At 67.0% G+C, this 16,597-nt stretch carries 18 protein-coding genes; all 18 read left to right on the top strand.

Translation table 11 applies throughout. From position 1 onward, the window contains the following. A partial coding sequence (locus NP3_RS21185; RefSeq protein ID WP_281197455.1) for a lipase family protein occupies positions 1–660 on the top strand: 660 nt, incomplete at its 5' end. A gap of 76 nt (positions 661–736) precedes the next feature. Beyond that, on the top strand, positions 737–2,230 hold the full coding sequence (locus tag NP3_RS21180; protein ID WP_084508747.1) for a cutinase family protein: 1,494 nt from the start codon (positions 737–739) through the stop codon (positions 2,228–2,230). Positions 2,231–2,528: 298 nt separating this feature from the next. After that, positions 2,529–3,044: a DUF8176 domain-containing protein gene (locus tag NP3_RS21175; protein ID WP_157124432.1), complete on the top strand. Its 516-nt coding sequence runs from the start codon at positions 2,529–2,531 to the stop codon at positions 3,042–3,044. Between the two features lie 3 nt (positions 3,045–3,047). Continuing rightward, positions 3,048–3,701, top strand: coding sequence for a hypothetical protein (locus NP3_RS21170; protein ID WP_169814529.1), 654 nt, complete (start codon positions 3,048–3,050; stop codon positions 3,699–3,701). Beyond that, positions 3,698–3,994, top strand: a complete 297-nt coding sequence (locus tag NP3_RS21165) for a hypothetical protein (RefSeq protein WP_063043332.1) — start codon at positions 3,698–3,700, stop codon at positions 3,992–3,994. The genes NP3_RS21170 and NP3_RS21165 overlap by 4 nt, the downstream gene beginning before the upstream one ends. Before the next feature lie 3 nt (positions 3,995–3,997). Further along, entirely contained in the window at positions 3,998–4,975 is a 978-nt protein-coding gene (locus NP3_RS21160; RefSeq protein WP_063043331.1) for an alpha/beta fold hydrolase, read from the top strand. Next, on the top strand, positions 4,972–5,202 hold the full coding sequence (locus NP3_RS21155) for a hypothetical protein (RefSeq protein WP_063043330.1): 231 nt from the start codon (positions 4,972–4,974) through the stop codon (positions 5,200–5,202). The genes NP3_RS21160 and NP3_RS21155 overlap by 4 nt, the downstream gene beginning before the upstream one ends. 21 nt (positions 5,203–5,223) lie before the next feature. Continuing rightward, positions 5,224–5,862, top strand: a complete 639-nt coding sequence (locus NP3_RS21150; RefSeq protein WP_157124431.1) for a DUF8175 domain-containg protein — start codon at positions 5,224–5,226, stop codon at positions 5,860–5,862. Between the two features lie 11 nt (positions 5,863–5,873). Continuing rightward, on the top strand, positions 5,874–6,680 hold the full coding sequence (locus NP3_RS21145) for a DUF8175 domain-containg protein (protein ID WP_063043328.1): 807 nt from the start codon (positions 5,874–5,876) through the stop codon (positions 6,678–6,680). Continuing rightward, the gene (locus NP3_RS21140) at positions 6,677–8,122 is read left to right on the top strand and encodes a TrbL/VirB6 family protein (protein ID WP_063043327.1); all 1,446 of its coding nucleotides are present in this window, start codon (positions 6,677–6,679) and stop codon (positions 8,120–8,122) included. Before NP3_RS21145 ends, NP3_RS21140 begins: the two co-directional genes overlap by 4 nt. After that, on the top strand, positions 8,119–9,591 hold the full coding sequence (locus NP3_RS21135) for an SCO6880 family protein (protein ID WP_063043326.1): 1,473 nt from the start codon (positions 8,119–8,121) through the stop codon (positions 9,589–9,591). The genes NP3_RS21140 and NP3_RS21135 overlap by 4 nt, the downstream gene beginning before the upstream one ends. Next, positions 9,588–11,303, top strand: a complete 1,716-nt coding sequence (locus NP3_RS21130; RefSeq protein ID WP_063824838.1) for a putative type IV secretion/conjugal transfer ATPase — start codon at positions 9,588–9,590, stop codon at positions 11,301–11,303. Before NP3_RS21135 ends, NP3_RS21130 begins: the two co-directional genes overlap by 4 nt. Then, the gene (locus NP3_RS21125; protein WP_245721049.1) at positions 11,303–12,457 is read left to right on the top strand and encodes a C40 family peptidase; all 1,155 of its coding nucleotides are present in this window, start codon (positions 11,303–11,305) and stop codon (positions 12,455–12,457) included. Before NP3_RS21130 ends, NP3_RS21125 begins: the two co-directional genes overlap by 1 nt. Further along, positions 12,454–13,122, top strand: coding sequence for a hypothetical protein (locus tag NP3_RS21120; RefSeq protein WP_157124430.1), 669 nt, complete (start codon positions 12,454–12,456; stop codon positions 13,120–13,122). The genes NP3_RS21125 and NP3_RS21120 overlap by 4 nt, the downstream gene beginning before the upstream one ends. Further along, positions 13,119–13,655 (top strand): hypothetical protein, encoded by a 537-nt coding sequence (locus tag NP3_RS21115; RefSeq protein WP_063043323.1) that lies wholly within the window; start codon positions 13,119–13,121, stop codon positions 13,653–13,655. Before NP3_RS21120 ends, NP3_RS21115 begins: the two co-directional genes overlap by 4 nt. After that, positions 13,652–14,611: a hypothetical protein gene (locus tag NP3_RS21110; protein ID WP_063043322.1), complete on the top strand. Its 960-nt coding sequence runs from the start codon at positions 13,652–13,654 to the stop codon at positions 14,609–14,611. Before NP3_RS21115 ends, NP3_RS21110 begins: the two co-directional genes overlap by 4 nt. A gap of 54 nt (positions 14,612–14,665) precedes the next feature. After that, positions 14,666–15,571: a hypothetical protein gene (locus NP3_RS21105; RefSeq protein WP_157124429.1), complete on the top strand. Its 906-nt coding sequence runs from the start codon at positions 14,666–14,668 to the stop codon at positions 15,569–15,571. 79 nt (positions 15,572–15,650) lie between these two features. Then, positions 15,651–16,589 (top strand): hypothetical protein, encoded by a 939-nt coding sequence (locus NP3_RS21100; RefSeq protein WP_063043320.1) that lies wholly within the window; start codon positions 15,651–15,653, stop codon positions 16,587–16,589. Positions 16,590–16,597 lie beyond the last annotated feature (8 nt).

Below are 16,597 nucleotides of genomic sequence, written 5' to 3'. Positions count from 1 at the left end.
TCCGCGAGCGCGCCGTGCGTGGTGTGGGGGTACGCCGATGGTGGCCGCGTGGCGATTTCGGCCGCCGAGCAGCATCCCCGATATGCGCCGGAGCTGGATCTTCGTGGGGTCGCTGCCGGAGCTGTTGTGACCGATCCTGGTGCGCTGATCACTGAGATCGATGGCGGGCCGTGGGCCGGGCTGGCATTGGCGGGACTGATCGGGCTTGCGCGTGCGTACACCCATCTGCCGGTGGGACACCTGCTCACAGATGAGGGACACCGCATCGTCGAGCAGGCTCGAGAACTCGACGCGGCGACGCTGCTGGTCACCTATCGCAACCGACCGTTGGGGCAGTGGTGCGAGCGAGTCGATCCGTGGAACGACCCCATCTGGCAGTACGTGCTGGCCAACGAGGTCAACGGCTACGCGGCCCCGGAGGTACCGGTGCATCTGTATCACGGCACCGAGGACGCCCTGGTGCCCGTGGCGATGGGACGCAATCTGTTCGCCGAATATCGCTCTCTCGGAGTCGATTTGAGCTGGCGGGAATACACGAACAGCCACAGCGGCGCCGCCACCGACGGTTCCGCCGAAGCCACCGCCCGTCTTGCCAACTTTCTGGCACACCGACCCGAACACAGCACACGCCCGGCACCACCGAGCCCGCAGACCACCTGAATCGCCTGCCCGCACCACGACCCTCTCGCCGGGGTGCGGGCAGGCCCTAGCCCAGCACAGATCGAGGTGAAATCCGATGCATCCCTGCACTATCAAGATCCCGGCGTTGCGACACGTCGCGGCGACAGTAGTCGCGCTGATCACCGTGTCGGTCGCCGGTGTCAGCGCGGTACACGCCGATGATGGTGTCCCTCTCGGTACGAAGTGCCCAAGCCTGTATGCGCTCGGGGTGCAGGGCAGCGACGAGGCGACCCCGGATGCCGGGATCGTCAGCGACTCCGGGGCTTTAGGCCAGGTCTTCGGCCCGCTGGCCGCTGCCGCGGGGGAACTCGTGCAGCGCGCCTACGTGCCCTATGGCCGAGCCGCCGACGGGACGGCCCTGCCCTACGACCCTGCGATCACCGCCGCCGCGCAGCACCTGGAACAGATGGCCGCCGAGGTCATCACAAGGTGCCCCACCACCAAGATCGCCGTCGTGGGTTACGCGCAGGGCGCAGCCGCGGTCTCAACTTTCGCCCAACGCGTCGGAACCGGTGGTGCCAATGTATCCGCAGACGACATCGCCGGAATCGCCTTGCTGGCCAACCCCACTCGCGCGGCCAGTACGCCAGTACTTCCCGGCCTGCCACAGGCGACCACGCCCACGGCCGCGCCCGGTACGACAGGGGAGAAGGTCGCGTCGATCACGCTGAGCAATCCAGTGCTGACCGGCATAGGGATTGCTGGCTCCGCCGGATTCAGTGGGTACGGGGTATTGACCGGACGCGTTGCGGATCTGTGCGTCGCAGGCGATGCCACCTGCGACGCACCCACCGGGAGTCCGCTGGCCACCGCAGTGGCCAACATCGCCGCCCGATCGGATCTGCGTGACCCGATCGCCGCGATTTCCACTGTCGCGCAGGCGTTGTCGGCAACGGTCTACACGACGGCGGTCAATGTGGTCAACGAGGACCTGAGTGGGACCAGTCTCGATCAGTTGTCCTACGAACCCAGCAAGTCTCTCGGTCAACGCCTGGCTGAGGCATCCAGTCCGACCGCCACACCCTCGACGCCTGCTGAGGCACTGTCGGCATTGTTCAAGCTCGGCACCATCGGTCTGAATGCGGTGGTATCAGTCGCGCAGAAGGTGTTCACACCAGCGACGATCGCTGAGTTGGCCACCGTCGGTATGGCCGATCCGTGGTCGGCGGTCGCCGCATTGGGTACCAAACTCGCCGCGGCGGTCGTGGAGTTGATACCGCCGCAAACCGGCAGCCGTTGGATCAATCAAGCCTTCGAGGCGATCACCAGCACCATCACCGACCACGGCGAGCTGTACACCGTGGCCAGCTCGGCCAAATACAGCGACACCGCCGGTCGCCACGGTTCCTACCAAACCGTGCCCGCCACGCAGTCCGGACACTCAGCTTTGACCGCGACGGCCGACTGGTTCACTGCGCTGGCCCGCGACCTCGCCGCCACCGGAATTACTTCCGGCCCACCACAATCCGCGGTCCGCTCGACGAACGCGACACCCACCTCTGGCCGCCGTCCTGTGATGCAGGCCACGACGTCGAGCGCCGGCCCCTAGACCCCTTCGGGCGGAGCTCGGATTCGCCGACGTACCCAATCCCGTCAGCTGATTCTCCCCTGGCATTCCGCCCGGAGGGCCCACACTTCCCACCCACCACATCGAGGAGGTGAGAACCGAGATGCCCAACACCCGAACCGACACCGAACATGGCGCTGGTTGGCTTGATCTCGCCGAACCTTTTGCCCTGCAACCTGTCCCGCCCGGCACTGAGGACGCGAACTCAGACAGCGGCATCGAATGGCAATGGATCAAACAGCTACCTCCATCGCCCGCCAGCCACAGCAACCGTGCGAGCGTGCCGCGAAGGGTGTGGATCGCGCTTGCTGGCGCCCTCGGTGTGGCCGCTGTATTGGTCGGCGTGGCAATCAACTCGATCGCTGAGCATCCGGACACGACTGCGGTAATACCCACCGCGACTGCGGGCATTGCGACATCGACCCCACCGACCGGCGGCCCGTGCACCGGGTTGTCCGGGCCGACCGTCACCGACACTGTGGGCGACACCCACAGCCTGACCGGAGTGATCGCGGCGTTCGAACACGCCTACTACCGACAGCGCAGCGCCGAGGCAGCACTGCGCCTGGTTGCCTCCGAGGCGGGTCTCACCGCCGAAGGGCTGGCAGCGGGCATCGCCTCGATCCCGACCGGAACCACCCACTGCGTCGCGATCACCCCGATAGCCGAGGGCACCGCGGACGTACATCTGGTCGAGCAGCACCCCAACGGTGAGCGCATCGACTACCTGCAGCTGATCAACGTCGGCCACAACCCGGACGGCGTCGTCATCACCAACATTCAGAAGCGGGGCTGAATGATGGCCGCACCGCTGCACGTACACGAAAATCACCGAGACCTGGGGCACCGTCTCGAACTGGGCACCATCACCGCGCCGGAACAGGTAGCCCCAGTCCGGGAGATGCCTTTGCCGACGACGGGTGCCCATCCACCGCTATTCGCCGTGCTCGGCGCCCATGGCGGTGCCGGGACCTCGACGCTGGCGAGGTGGTGGGCACCGGCTGCCGACACCGGTCTGGCCTGGCCCGCCTCACCGCGGACCACGCAGGACGTCATCGTCGCCGCCCGACTGTGCATGCCCGGTCTGACCGCAGCAGCCGAACGGCTACGCGAATGGCACGCCGGACTGGCACCCGACGGTGTGGACGTGATCGGGCTGGTACTCACGGCGGCTCGCCCGGGAAAGGTGCCCTCGGCGGTGGCTCGGTATCACGGTGTCGTCGCCGAGCTGGTCGCTCACGTCTACCAGATCGGCTGGCACGACGAGCTCGTCGTCTGTGAACTCTCCGAACTCGCCCAGTTTCTGCCATTCGAGCCGCCACCGCCACGCCGATCGCGGCTACGCGCGGCAGTTCCCGCCGACGTGCATCGCACCGGAACCCAGATCATCACCCATCTCGCAGCCGCCCGCAGTAAGGCTGCCGCACAACAGGATTCGGAGAAAGAGCCATGACCACCGCCAAAGCGGTCGACGAGGCGATCACCGTGCTCGCCCAGCAGATTCAGATCACCCCGGTCTCGCCGCCGGGCGCGGACAAGCTGGTCAACCTGGTCAACTACCTGTCCTGGATCGTCATGCTCGCCGGAATCGCCGCCTTGATCTACGCCGGCGGCAAATTCGGGTGGGAGAGATGGCACGGGGGCGCGGTCGAATCACCCAAGATCATCCTGGCTGCCCTGGTCGGCGGCATTATCGCCACCAGCGCCGGAATGATCATGAACGCTGTCGTCACCGGAGGCGCATAACCCATGCGCCACTTCCCGATTCATCTCCAACCGCTGACAACCACATCCGGCACCCGCAGCGCCGAAGCCCAAGTCCCACCCGCAGCGAATGCGGCGTCCGAACACCACACCGCCGATCATCCCGACGCGAGCTCGTTCGCTATTACTGCCCCCGATGGGGTCCAGCTTTCGGCCGCACGGCTGGGCCCAGCCTGCCCTCCGGCGAGCGTGGTCTATCTCCACGCCATGTTCACCGACTCCAGCTACTGGACGCCACTGACCGAGCATCTCCACCAACGCCTAGACGGCGGCATCGCCCAGATCGTGTATGACCAACGCGGACACGGCGCATCCGAGCATCCACAAACCGAGGCCGCAACTATATTGCGGACGCTGGTCGATGACCTCGACACGGTCCTAGCCCACGCGCACGGCGCGGTCGTCCTGGTCGCGCACTCGATCGCTTCGCTGCTGGTGCAGGCCTGGGCCGAGCAATGCCCAGGCCGTGCCCGCGCCTTGACAGGCATCGTGCTGTTCAACGGATGCCCCGAATTCCCTTGGCTCCCAAGACCTGGCATCCACGTCGAAGGCAGTCGCTCCCGACAGCGAGGGCGTCAGCTCGTCGAGGAACTGACCGCCGACCTATCTGAGCCTCCGACCCGCTACCGATTGCCGCGCCGCAATCTGGTCGACGCCGTCCGCAGCGGGAGGTCGAGCGGAAACCTCGACGCAGTGCTCGCCGCCTGCAGCGGCACCGCCTTGACCCATGAGGCGGCCAGCATTTTGCGATGTGTCCCGACGTGGGTGCTGACCGGGCAACTCGATCCCGTTGTCGCACCCAGCAGATCCGAACGCCTGGCCGAGCAAATCTGGGGTGAGTACGACAGCATCCCCGGCGCCGGGCACTCCCTGCCCTACGTCGAGCCCGCCAAAGCCTGCGAGCCGATCCTGGCCGCGCTCGAGGTTGCCTACCGCACCCAACAGCATGGTTGCCCGCTGTGATCGCCAAACCGCTTCCTGCGCAGGTGCTTTCGCCGCTGACTCAATTGCTGGGCTACCTGATGTGGTTCGTGCTGCTGCTGTGCATCGCTCGTGCGGTGTGGGTCGGTGGGCTGCTGGCGATCCGCATGTACCGCGAAGAAGGCGTCGAAGGACTGCTCGGCGCACTGCTGGGCGCGGCCCTGCTCGGGGCGGCCAGCTCCATCGCCATCACCGTTCTGCCCACCTGATTCGTCCAAGGAGGCCACTCAGTGAACCTTTTCCGCTCCCGTCGCAGCCGCGTTATGGCGATGCTCGCCTGCGTCGGACTGACCGCGGCGGCTGGCTTGCTCGCCTGCGGTTCCGAGGGCTCCCGCGATTCCGCCCCCGACAGCGCGACCGCGAACCCCACCGTGCCCACCGGACTGCGGTGGCAGAGCTTCCTAGGCGTCGACCTTCCAGTCGCTGACCAAGGTCCACACCACATCGACGGACCGGTAGCCAGCGGATTCGATCATTCACCGGCAGGTGCCGCGCTGGCCGCGATCCATTCGACGGTGCGGATGTCCATCGCCACCGACACCCAGTGGGCGATGGTCGGAGCGCGCATGCTCGCCCCAGGACCAGTTCGTGACAACTGGGCTACTGCCCGCGCCCAAATCTCGATCACCGCACCCATCACCAGCGGCGCACCGAAAGTCCTCGGTTACGTGATCGCCCACCACACCCTCGACGCCACTGACGTCGATATCTACACCCTCCACCCCGACAACTCCGTCACCCGCAACAACACCCACGTCACCTGGCAAGGCGAGGACTGGCGGCTGCGGCTACCCGAGGACCCGACCGCCGCTCCTGTCACCGCCCTCGCGGTGCCGCCGCCGGACATGGCCGCATTCACCCCGCGCTGAGGAGACCCACCGTGAAATCCCATCGCCTGCTGATCATCCTGCTCGCGGGCATCACCGCCGTCGTGATCGCAGCGTTCGCGCTGACCATCACACGCGACACCGGCCACCGCGATATCCCAGCAGATCCCGGCAACATCCACACCCCGACCGAACGAACCTTTCCCGAGCGGCCACCAACGGTCGTGCCGTTGCCGCCGACCACCGACCTGTTCGGCAACCGCCTGGAAGTGCCAGACGAGCAATCCGGGGCCGCTCTTCCACAAGATCCGAGCACCCGAATCGACCCCGCCAGCCCGGACTACCTGACGACCCCGCCCGCGCGCATGCAGTGGCAGCGCGGCTGGGGCGGAGCGGCACTACCGATATCGGGCAGCGACGGGCCCGCCCGCATTAACGACGGCATCGCAACAGGATTCGCCCACACCCCGCAAGGTGCCGCGCTCGCCGCCGCCGACGCGCTGGCTCGTGCTCTGGCCGCGCCTGACGGTGTGTGGCAGCAAGTCGCGCGAGAACGCTACTACGGCGGCGGCCAAGCACTACTCGACCGATTCACCCGCTCCCGCCAGCGCACCCGCGACGCCGCCCGCTACGTCGTGGTCCCCGACGGCGTCAGGATCCAGCCCGGCTACCGCGACGACCTCGCCCTTGTGCAGTTCGCTACCCACGACGACATCGGCTACACGATCTCGACCTGGCCGATGGCCTGGATCGGCGGCGACTGGCAGGTGCGAGTACCAGAGAACATCGAAACACTCTGGGGCCCAGGCACTTCCGCCTCTTCCCTCACGGGGTTCGGAAACTGGAAGGGCTTGTCATGATCGATACAGCCCTCATCGGCGCACCGGTCACCGCGATCACGACATGGCGAACCCAGCTGCCCATCCCCGATGTCTGCGACATGCCGCTTGGGCCTCAGCAGGCATGCGAACAACTCGGGCACGCTGCAACCGAGGCAGCCAGTTCCGCGCTCGATGACTTCGCCGACAGCCTGCTCGACGGTTTCACCAAAGTGCTACGGATCGCTATGACCTGGTGGACCACCATTCCCTCACCGCAACTCACCGGCGCGGGAGACGAGCCCGACACAGCGCTGTCGGCGATCCGCGAATACAGCAGCGGGCTGCAAGTGCTGCTACTGACCACCGGGATCATGTTCGCTGCGGCGCGGCTGGCGCTGGCGAAACGGGGCGGGGTCGCGGGCGAGGCACAGGAGAGCTTTCTGATGCTGGCGCGGGCGGTGTTCGCGTCGATGGCCTTCGCCGCGGTGATCACCACCGGAACCCGCGCCGGTGACAGCTTCGCCAACTGGATCCTGTTCGACGCCAGCGGTGGTGACCTGGACGGTGTCGTAGGCCGCCTGACCGAATTCGACGCCAATACCCGCTCCGGGCTCGGGACCGGACTGCTCTTGCTGGTTGGTCTACTTGGTTCGATCAGCACCTTGATCCAGCTGGTGATGTTGGTTATCCGCCAAGCCTTGCTGATCCTCGTCGTGGCCGTGATCCCACTGGCCGCTGCGGCCTCGGGTACCGGGCCAGGCTCGCAGGCATACAAGAAGCTGTTGAGTTGGTCGCTGGCGTTCGTGCTGTTCAAACCGACCGGAGCGCTCATCTATGCGATCGCGTTTGCGGTCATCGGCCGCGAGGAGCAGCGAGATCCGCAGCTGATCCTGTTGGGGCTGATCCTGCTGGTGATGAGTGTGGTGGTTCTGCCCGCGCTGATCCGGCTGGTCGCACCTGCGGTGGCGCCTCTGGGAGGCGGGGGCGGTGCGGCGGCCGTGCTGGCAGGCGGTGCTGCAGGTGTAGCGATGGCCTCGCTGGGCGACCGCTCGCGAGGCCGCAAGGTCAGCGAAGGCGAGAACGACCCGGGCGGCGCATCACCACCACCCAGGGACCCGCCTGGAGCAGGCGGTGGTGGAGGGGGCCGCCCGATGCCCGACGGCAGTGGTGGCATCGGTGCCTCCCCCTCTGGGGCGGGCAGCCCTGGCGTCGGCCATGGCGGTTCGGGCGGCAACTCGAATGGCGGTGGTGCACCGCCACGCGGAGCCGCTGCAGCGAAGTCGTCGAACGCGGCTGGTGCGGGCAGCGGCGGGGAGGCGGCCGGTGCTGGTGGCGCCGCCGGTGCCGGGGTGGCCGCTGCAGTCATGCTGGGTGCGCAACTGGGACAGCAGGGGGTTTCGGCCATCGAGAGCCAGACCCGAGACGCCACGGAGGGTGGTCTGGATCCTGATGCGTTGGGGCCGGGGGAGGTTCGGCGATGACCACGCGCATGTACGGGCGCTGGGAACGCCCTCGCTCGGCCGGGTTCTTCGGCTTGACCTGGGGTGTGTCCATGCTCGGGCTGGGCTTGATCATCGCCGTGATGGTGGGGTTCATGCTCACCCGGTCGCTGTCGGTGGCTGCGAGTTTGGTAGCCGCCGCGGCGCTGGTGTTCACACCGCTGGCGATCACCCGCAACGGGCGTACCGGCTGGGAGATCGTCTTGCTGCGAGTCCAGTTCGCCGCTGCGGCAGCTCGCGGTGAGCACGTCTATCAGGCTGGCCGGTTCTCCAAGATTCCCGGGATTGCGAAACTGCCTGGACTGTTGGCGGATTCGCGGCTGGCGGAGTACGAGACGGCGGGCGGGAAACGGTTCGCCATGATCCATATCCGCCGCAGCGACCACTACACGGTGGTGCTGCGGGTGATCCCGCGCGGTAAAGAACTCGTCGACCAAGCCCAGATCGACGCCTGGGTCGAAGGGTACGGCCAGTTCCTAGCGACTCAGAGTCGCGGTGGGGAAGTCGTCGCGGTGACCGCGGTGTTGGACAACGTCGTCGAGACCCGGCTCAAACAGGCCCGGGAGGTCACCCGCCTGGTGCGCCCGGATGCTCCGACGTATGCGAAGGCGGTGATGAGGGAAGCCGCTGCTGATATCGGTGGGGTCGGGGTGCGGATCGAAGCGCGTATCGCGATCACCTACCGCGCGATCGGCAAGGGCCGCATCCGCCGTGATGAGGCCGAGCAGGCCCGCGAGATCGGGCAACGCCTGCAAGGAGTCCTGTCCCAGCTGGCCCGCGCGGGGCTCCCAGCGACACCGCTGCAGGCATGGGAGGTCCTGGGATTGGTGCGCACCCGCTACGACCTCGCCGCCCAACGCGATGTCGAAGCCGCCGGTGCCGAGATCCTCCGTACACAGTCGTGGGACTCGGTCGGCCCGCTGGCGCACAGGGACCGCTGGGATCACTACCTGCACGACGGTGCTCGCTCGATCACCTGGGAAATGGACGCCGCCCCACGCGGTGCGGTCATGGAAACCGTGCTCGAGGAGTTACTGCGCCCGCGCGCCGACGTGCCACGCAAGCGGGTGGCGATCGTCTACCGGCTGCATTCGGCCGCTGAGGCAACCACGTTGGTGGACTCCGACTTTCGTGACGCGGTCGCGGCGGAGCAGACCGAACGCGGGATCGCGAGCGCGTCGGCGCGGATCCGGGTCGGCAATACCCAAGCCGCCCGGGAGGAGCAGGCGCGTGGGGCGGGCTTGACCCGGTTCGGGGCGCTGGTGACGGTCACCGATCACCTCGACGCGGACTTGCCCGGCATCGAAGCGTCGGTGAAAGCGATGGCCGCTGCCTCCCGCTTGGGGGTACGCCGCTGCTACGGCAGCCAGGCCGCGGCGTTCGCAGCCAGCCTCGGAATCGGGTTGATCTTGCCCGAGCACACTTCCATTTCCAAGGGGGTGTTGAATTGAACTCCCACCGCGCCAAGGGATCTCGCCCCGCCCGCACCGAAACGATCGCCGGTGTCCGAGTTCTCACACCACACACGCGTGCCGCGATCGAGACGGCCGCTGCCAAGTCTGGGTTGCGTGGTTGGCGGGCACGGCTGGCGATATCCAGCGATGACCATCGCCGGGCCACCGCGGCCCGCCGCGGGGAGGAAACCGGCCGCGCAGGCTTCGACCGATCGCTGCTGGCGCTGACCGATCGCGGCTACCGTGGGCTCGGCGGTGGCCGCGCCGCGGTGGTGCCCGGTATGCGGGAGTGGCGTGCGACAACCGTGCAAGTGGGCGGATTGTGGCCCTTCACTGTTGGTGCCAGCGCGCCCACCGTCGGCACGCCGGTCGGCGCGCACTACATCACCGGTGCCCCGGTGCATTTCGACCCGATGAGCTGGTTTCTGCGGGGCTTCATCACCGCCCCGATCGCATTTGTTCTGGCACTCAATGGTTTCGGCAAATCGAGCCTGATCCGACGAATGGTCACCGGCGCGGTCGCGGCCGGGGAAACCGTGCTGTGCATGGGCGACACCAAACCCGACTACCGCGACCTCGTCGTGAAACTCGGCGGGCAAGTCGTCGACGTCGGCTACGGGCACGGCACCATCAACCCCCTCGATGTCGGCGCACTCGGTGCTGTGGTGGCGCGACTCACCGACCCCGACCAGCGCCGCCAGGTCACCGCCCGGGTCGAAGCCGGACAGGTCAACATCGTCGCCGGGCTCATCGAACTCGTCCGCGGATCCCGCGTCGCCGACTACGAAGAAGTACTCCTCGCCGCCGGGCTGCGCGAACTCTACAGCCCGACAGGTGGTTTCAGCTACGAACACCCGCCGCTGCTGTCGAACCTGCTGGAGGTCATCTCCGGCGGCGGGGACCAACTGCGCCAGTTCGCCGAGGAAGACGACGAACCCGCCTACCGCGCCAGCACCAAAACCCTGCGGCGGTCCTTACGCGCGCTGGTCGAAGGACCGTTCGGCGCGATCTTCAACGGGCCGACCACCACCGGCCTGGACTTGGCCAGCCCCGCGGTGTGTGTGGATGTCAGCCGCATCCCCGAAGGCGACACCAAACTCTTGGCGGCGGTGCTGATGGTCTGCTGGAGCGAGGGCTTCGGCGCGGTCGCCGCCGCGCACGCACTCGCTGACGCCGGGCTCGCCCCGCCACGCACGTTCGAAGTCGTCATGGACGAGATCTGGCGGGTGCTGGGCGTGGGCGATTTCATGGTCGACCGCGTCGATGCCCTGACCCGATTGAATCGGGCGCTGGGGACCGGGCTGATCATGTGCTCCCACACCATCAAAGACCTCGCCGCGTTCGACTCCGTTGGGGTACAAGCCAAGGCCCTCGGGTTCTTCGAGCGAGCTCGCGCGAAATTGATCGGACCGGTGGGGCCGGAGGAGATCAACCGCATCCGCAACGCGGTCGGCATCACCGACACCGAGAAACGCCTTGTCACTTCATGGGCGGCGCCGCGCCCACCCTCGGATGACGACTTGGACCCCTCACGTCGTGAAACCCCACCGGGCACGGGCTGTTTCCTGCTCAAGACCGGCGAAGCCGACGAACCCGGTATCCCGTTCCGGCTGGTGTTCACCCCCACCGAGCGTGCTGCGGATATCCATAACACCAACCGCCGCTTCGACAACCTGCCCGCGGCAGGGGAACCGAGCAGGTGGTGGTGATGGATACCTCGAAAACCGTCATCGCGACAGCGATCTCGCTACCGATTGCGCTGATCCTACTGCTGCTGATGGTGGTCGGCGTCGATTCGGCTCGTTCGTGCGCTGCTCCACTGGCCAACAGTGCCGCCGCGATCAGTGGTGCCACCGGCACATCAGTGGTGGGGTTGTCGGAGCGCCAGTTACAGCTGGCCCGCAACGGTGTCGTGATCGGCAAACAACGCGGCATGTCACAGAACATGATCATCGCCGAGCTGGCCGCCGCCGCCACCGAATCCACCTTCCGCAACCTGGCCAACCCCGCAGTGCCGGAATCGCTGAACTACAGCAACGACGGCCTGGGCTATGACCACGACTCACTCGGCCCGCACCAGATGCGTGCCAGCGTCTGGGGATCAGTCGGTATCGCCACCCTGATGAACCCGATCTACCAAATTAACTGGTTCTACGACCACGCCGCGCAACTCGGGTCCGCCGCCGCACACATGTCACCGGCCGAGCTGGCACAGGCGATCGAACAATCCGCGCCCAATGCCTATAGGGCGCAACTAGATTTGGCGCAACGGCTCTATGCGATGTTCGCCGACATCGATACCGCCCCGATGCACTCCCGCCAAGACGGGTCCTCACCCGCCGGGTGCGGGCCGAACGGATCCGGGACGCCACTACCCGCGCACGCCAGTGCGTTCGGTCGCGCGGTCATCGAGGCGGCGATGAAATGGATCGGCACTCCGTATGTGTGGGGCGGCGGCGACACCACCGGCCCGACCGGCGGCGGATTCGACTGCTCTGGGTTGACTCTCTACGCGATCTACCAAGCCTCCGGTGGCCGGATCCGCCTGCCGCACTACACCCAAGCCCAACAAGACCACCCGAGTGCGCGTTCGGTGCTGCTCGCGGATCGGGCACCGGGGGACCTGATTTTCTTCACCACCCCGGCCGGGACGGATTCCCATCACGTCGGCATCTACTACGGCCGGGTCTACTCCGGCCCCGACGACAAGACCGGCACCGAGATGCTGCTGCACGCGCCGCAGGCAGGGCAAACCGTCACGTTGACCCCCCTCAGTGCTTGGGACGAACACGCCGACGTGCGCCGCTACGACGTTCCCGCCACCACTTCACCCCTCGATACCACCCCGGGAGGACGAGCATGAAAACCACGCCCACAGCAGCGCGCCCGCACTCTGGCGTCACGCCGGAGATGGTCGTGCCTGTGCGTGCGGCCGAGTTGCACGGATTCATCAGCACCCGCCAATTCGATCGAGTCGCGATCGAACACGGGTTCACCGACACTGGAACCTTCGAGCGATACCTGACCGCACTGCTGGTCGAAGCGGGGATCGACTATGAAGGATTGCGCCAAACCGAAGCCAGCCGCCGCACCCTCGACCAGCGGTCGATCGCTATGGCGGCGCGCGGACCGCACCTGACGCTCTGGTCGGCCGCCACCCTGGACACCTTTACCGTCTGCCGCGCCGACGGACAGGTCATCTGGCATGACCGGTTTCCGATCGGCACCGTCATAGAAACCAGGACCGAGGCGGCGGAAGCCTCAGCGCGACAAGCGATCTGGCTGGCCGGATGGGCCCGCACCCAATGGGGCGCCGACGCGGCCACCCTGCACCTGATCCTGGCCCGTGGCCAGGGCATCGACGTCGAGAACCTGCACCGCGCCGCCGTCACCGCCGCGCTGGTACTGGACCTGGTGACCAACCCCGTGCACAACCCGGCCGCCGAACAATGCAGCCGCCGCGACGCCGTCGACTTGTGCACCACCGACCTCGGCGCCCTCCTACACCCACACCAGGAGTCGGCATGACCGCAGCAACCGTCCTGAACGCGGCTATCGCCGTCGCCGCAATGACCACTGCCTGCGCCGCGAACACACCTCAGCCCGTGGCCAATGATGAGCGGAATTGCAGGGCAGTACGTTTCGCCCCGCCGTTCGCTGCGGTAGACCCGTGTTCGGCTGATGCCGTGCTGACCGAGGTGGTGCGCGCTGTGTTCAGTTATCGGCCGAGCGAGCACGCCGATCAGCGGGTGGCATTTCGGGCCGCGCGGACGTTGATGGATCCCGGATTCGCCAGCCGCGCAGAGCCCGCGGCCCTGGTATGGGCGCCAGTGAGCCCCACCCAATGGCAGCAGTGGCGCACCGCCGCTACCACGATCACCGCATCCGTTCACATGAGCAGCGACGACCGTCCCACCGATACCGCGACCACAGCGAGCCGTGTGCTCGGGGTGGACCTGCAGCCGGGTGACCAACCCCCGATCAGGTGGGCGGTGTATGCCAACGCCACCCGTACCGCTGCGGCGGCGTGGGCGTTGTCGGGAATACAGGTGCTCTCGTGAGTGGTGATCCGGTCGAAGAGAGCAGCCAGGCGATGCGCGGCGGTTTCGTTCAGGCGCTGCAAACCGCGCACACCACCGCCGCGCTGATGCGCGGCCGCGGTGGGGAAGCACGGTCGAAGGCCGAGTCCGAGCAACGGATCCGCCACGCAAACTCCAAGGAGCAGCGTTCCTTCATCGAACACCGTCTCCGGGTGATCGACGCCGTGGAAGAAGCGGGCCACAAGCGCGAACTCAACTCCGCCAGAGTCGATGAGGTGCGTCACCGCATCGAGCGCGGCGGTGGAGCGCATGAGATGGAGCAGTGGCACAAGTGGCGACAAATCCAACGCGCCGATGCCGACCTGGACCGGCGAAACAAGGCAGGAAAGCTCGAACGCGAACACCAGACCAACCGGGAGACCCGCGCGGTCGAACTGCACAAGCTCGACATCGAATTCAAGAAGTTGCTGATCGAGACCCGGCGCCGTGCAGCGGGTTTCAGCGACACTTTGACCGCCCAGGGTGAATCCGGCGAAGCGAAGGCTTCGGCAGCGGCGTTCGCATCCGCCAAGGGCGCGGAGGGGTTGTCCGAGCAACACCACCGCGATGCCGACGCCTTCGACGAGCGTTTCGTAGAAGACACCGGCACCGACTACACCGACGTCATCGACGCCACCGTCATCGAAGACTTCGATGACCTCGACGCGAGGGCCGGGGAGCATGCCGGGTCGTCGGTGGCGATGGACGACATCGTCTGTCTCACAGAGGAACTCAGTTTCGCCACCCACCTGGCCCACGAGTTCGCTGATCTGTCCGGCGATGTGGACATCGAGCCCGACGAGGGAGCGGTGATCGGCGACGCGATCGATGCCACCGGCACCACCGGCGACGGCCTCACTGAATTGGATTTCGATCTGGATGCCGAACCGCCCTCACCTTCCCACACAGTGGCCCCGGATCCGGGAATCGAACCATGACCAGCGAACCCAGAACCGCGGCGGTTCGACTACCTGGCGATGGGAGTCGGTGAGATGGTCACACCGACCCCGCTGCAGGCGCATCTGCTCAAAGCCGTGCAGAACCTGGCCTACGACAACCACCAGCGCACCGAACGCACCCGTCTCGCCGGAAAACACCGTCCATCGCCAGAAGTATTGCAGCACTTGCGTATCGGCGAGCGTTCGCGCGAACAGATCGAGGGTGTGGCGTTGGCCGTCGGTGTACCGAAGGCATGGATCGACTACGCCCGCGCCGCAGGCGAGCGTGGCGGCCAGTGGCAGCCGGGTCAGGTGCTGCTCGGGTCCGGACACGTCGAGCGACGCGCACTGACAGAGGCATTGGCCAGGGACGTACGCGGCTTGCAGGCCATGGCCGGTGTCGCCGCCGCCCACACCCGCCGCAGTGAGCTGAATGGTGCCGCAGTAGCGCAGTTTCGACGAGTCATGGGCATGACCTGGCAGCGCCTCGGCGCGGTCTCCCACGCACTGTCATTGAGCGAGGAAGAACGCCACCAGGTGTGGCAGCGCGGCGACCAGCACTGGTCGACCGCAGTCGCCGAGCAGTTCGCCGCATCCAGCGACCGGCAGCTGGCAGCGCAATGGAACCAGGTGTCGGGCACGGATTTCACCGCGATCACAATGCCGGTGATCGTGCTGCAATCCGCCGGGATCACCCACGATGACATCGCCGCCCATATGCCGATCTCCCCGGACCGCATGGTCGAACTCGCCGCCACCGCCCTCACCACCCTCGACAGACGTTCCACACCACTGACGGTCACCGACCCCGACCGCGGACTCGAGGCCGCCGGGATCAACGCCGCGATCGAGGCCACCGGCGTGACCGACGACTCGCCCCTGGCGCTTGCGCCCTCCGACACTGCCGACTCCGCAACCACCTCGGCCCCGACCGAGGTCAACCGCGGGCACGAGCCATGACCCCACGCAAACCTGTCGTCCATTCAGCAACTTGAAAACAACTGGACACCAATCTCTTTCAGGAAGAGGGCAACGAGCCATGAGTGAACCGATACCCGAGATCGAGGGACTGCCCAGCTGGAAACTGCGGCTGCTCGAACGCATCCAGAACGCCTCCGCCGACCATGTGCGGGTCCTGCTACAAGGCCACCCCACCTACGAGGCCCACTACGGCAGCGGCGAAGTCCCGATGCAGACCTGGCGCACCCACCTCCTCGCCCTCGCCGCCGATCGCCACGAGATCGAAATCCACGCCAGCGCCGTCGGCGTCCCGGCCGCGGCGATCGCGCAAGCGCGCGAGATGGGAACGCGGGGACTGAGATGGGGCGACAGCGTGCATTCCCCACCCACCACGCGCCACGGCGAGGACCCCGTGCGCGCACACTTGATCGAAGGCATCGCAGCCGATGTGTGGCAGCTCGAGCACATGGCCGCGATCAACGTCGCCCACCGCCTGCGCAGCGTCGACGGACGCTTCCCGCCCGACCCGACCGCGCAAGCGCAGTTCGACCGGAACATGGCGGCACTGTGGACCCGCGCGAAGGACACCGGCCACGTCATCGGCCTAACCGGCGACGAACGCGCCGAGATATGGGGCCGCGACGACGCCGGGTGGACACACCTGGCGGCAGCGACAGTGCACCGCTATAGCGACGCGGCTCTACACGAACGATGGCGCACTTACACCTGGCGCGGCATCGAACACGAAGCGCGGCGCAGCATCGACAACCTGGCCGCCGACCGGGCACAGGACCCGGGGATGGCGTTACCTCCGGCCCCGCATCAGCTCGTCGAACGCGCCACCCAAGCGCTCACCGGCACCGCCACACGGGGCGAGGTGAGTGCCGAGGTGCGCATCGACATAGCCGTCGACGCCGCGTTGGCGGTTGATCCGGCGGTGGGCTGGGACAGCGAACCGGTCTCGGAACCCGAGACTCGCCCGCCCGAACCTGGCGCGTGGGTCGGGTTCGAGCGGTGAGGCGAGCA

Source organism: Nocardia pseudovaccinii NBRC 100343, assembly GCF_001613225.1.
GTDB lineage: Bacteria > Actinomycetota > Actinomycetes > Mycobacteriales > Mycobacteriaceae > Nocardia > Nocardia pseudovaccinii.
Note: the sequence above shows the minus strand (reverse complement) of the source record. Positions and strands in the feature narration are given on the sequence as shown.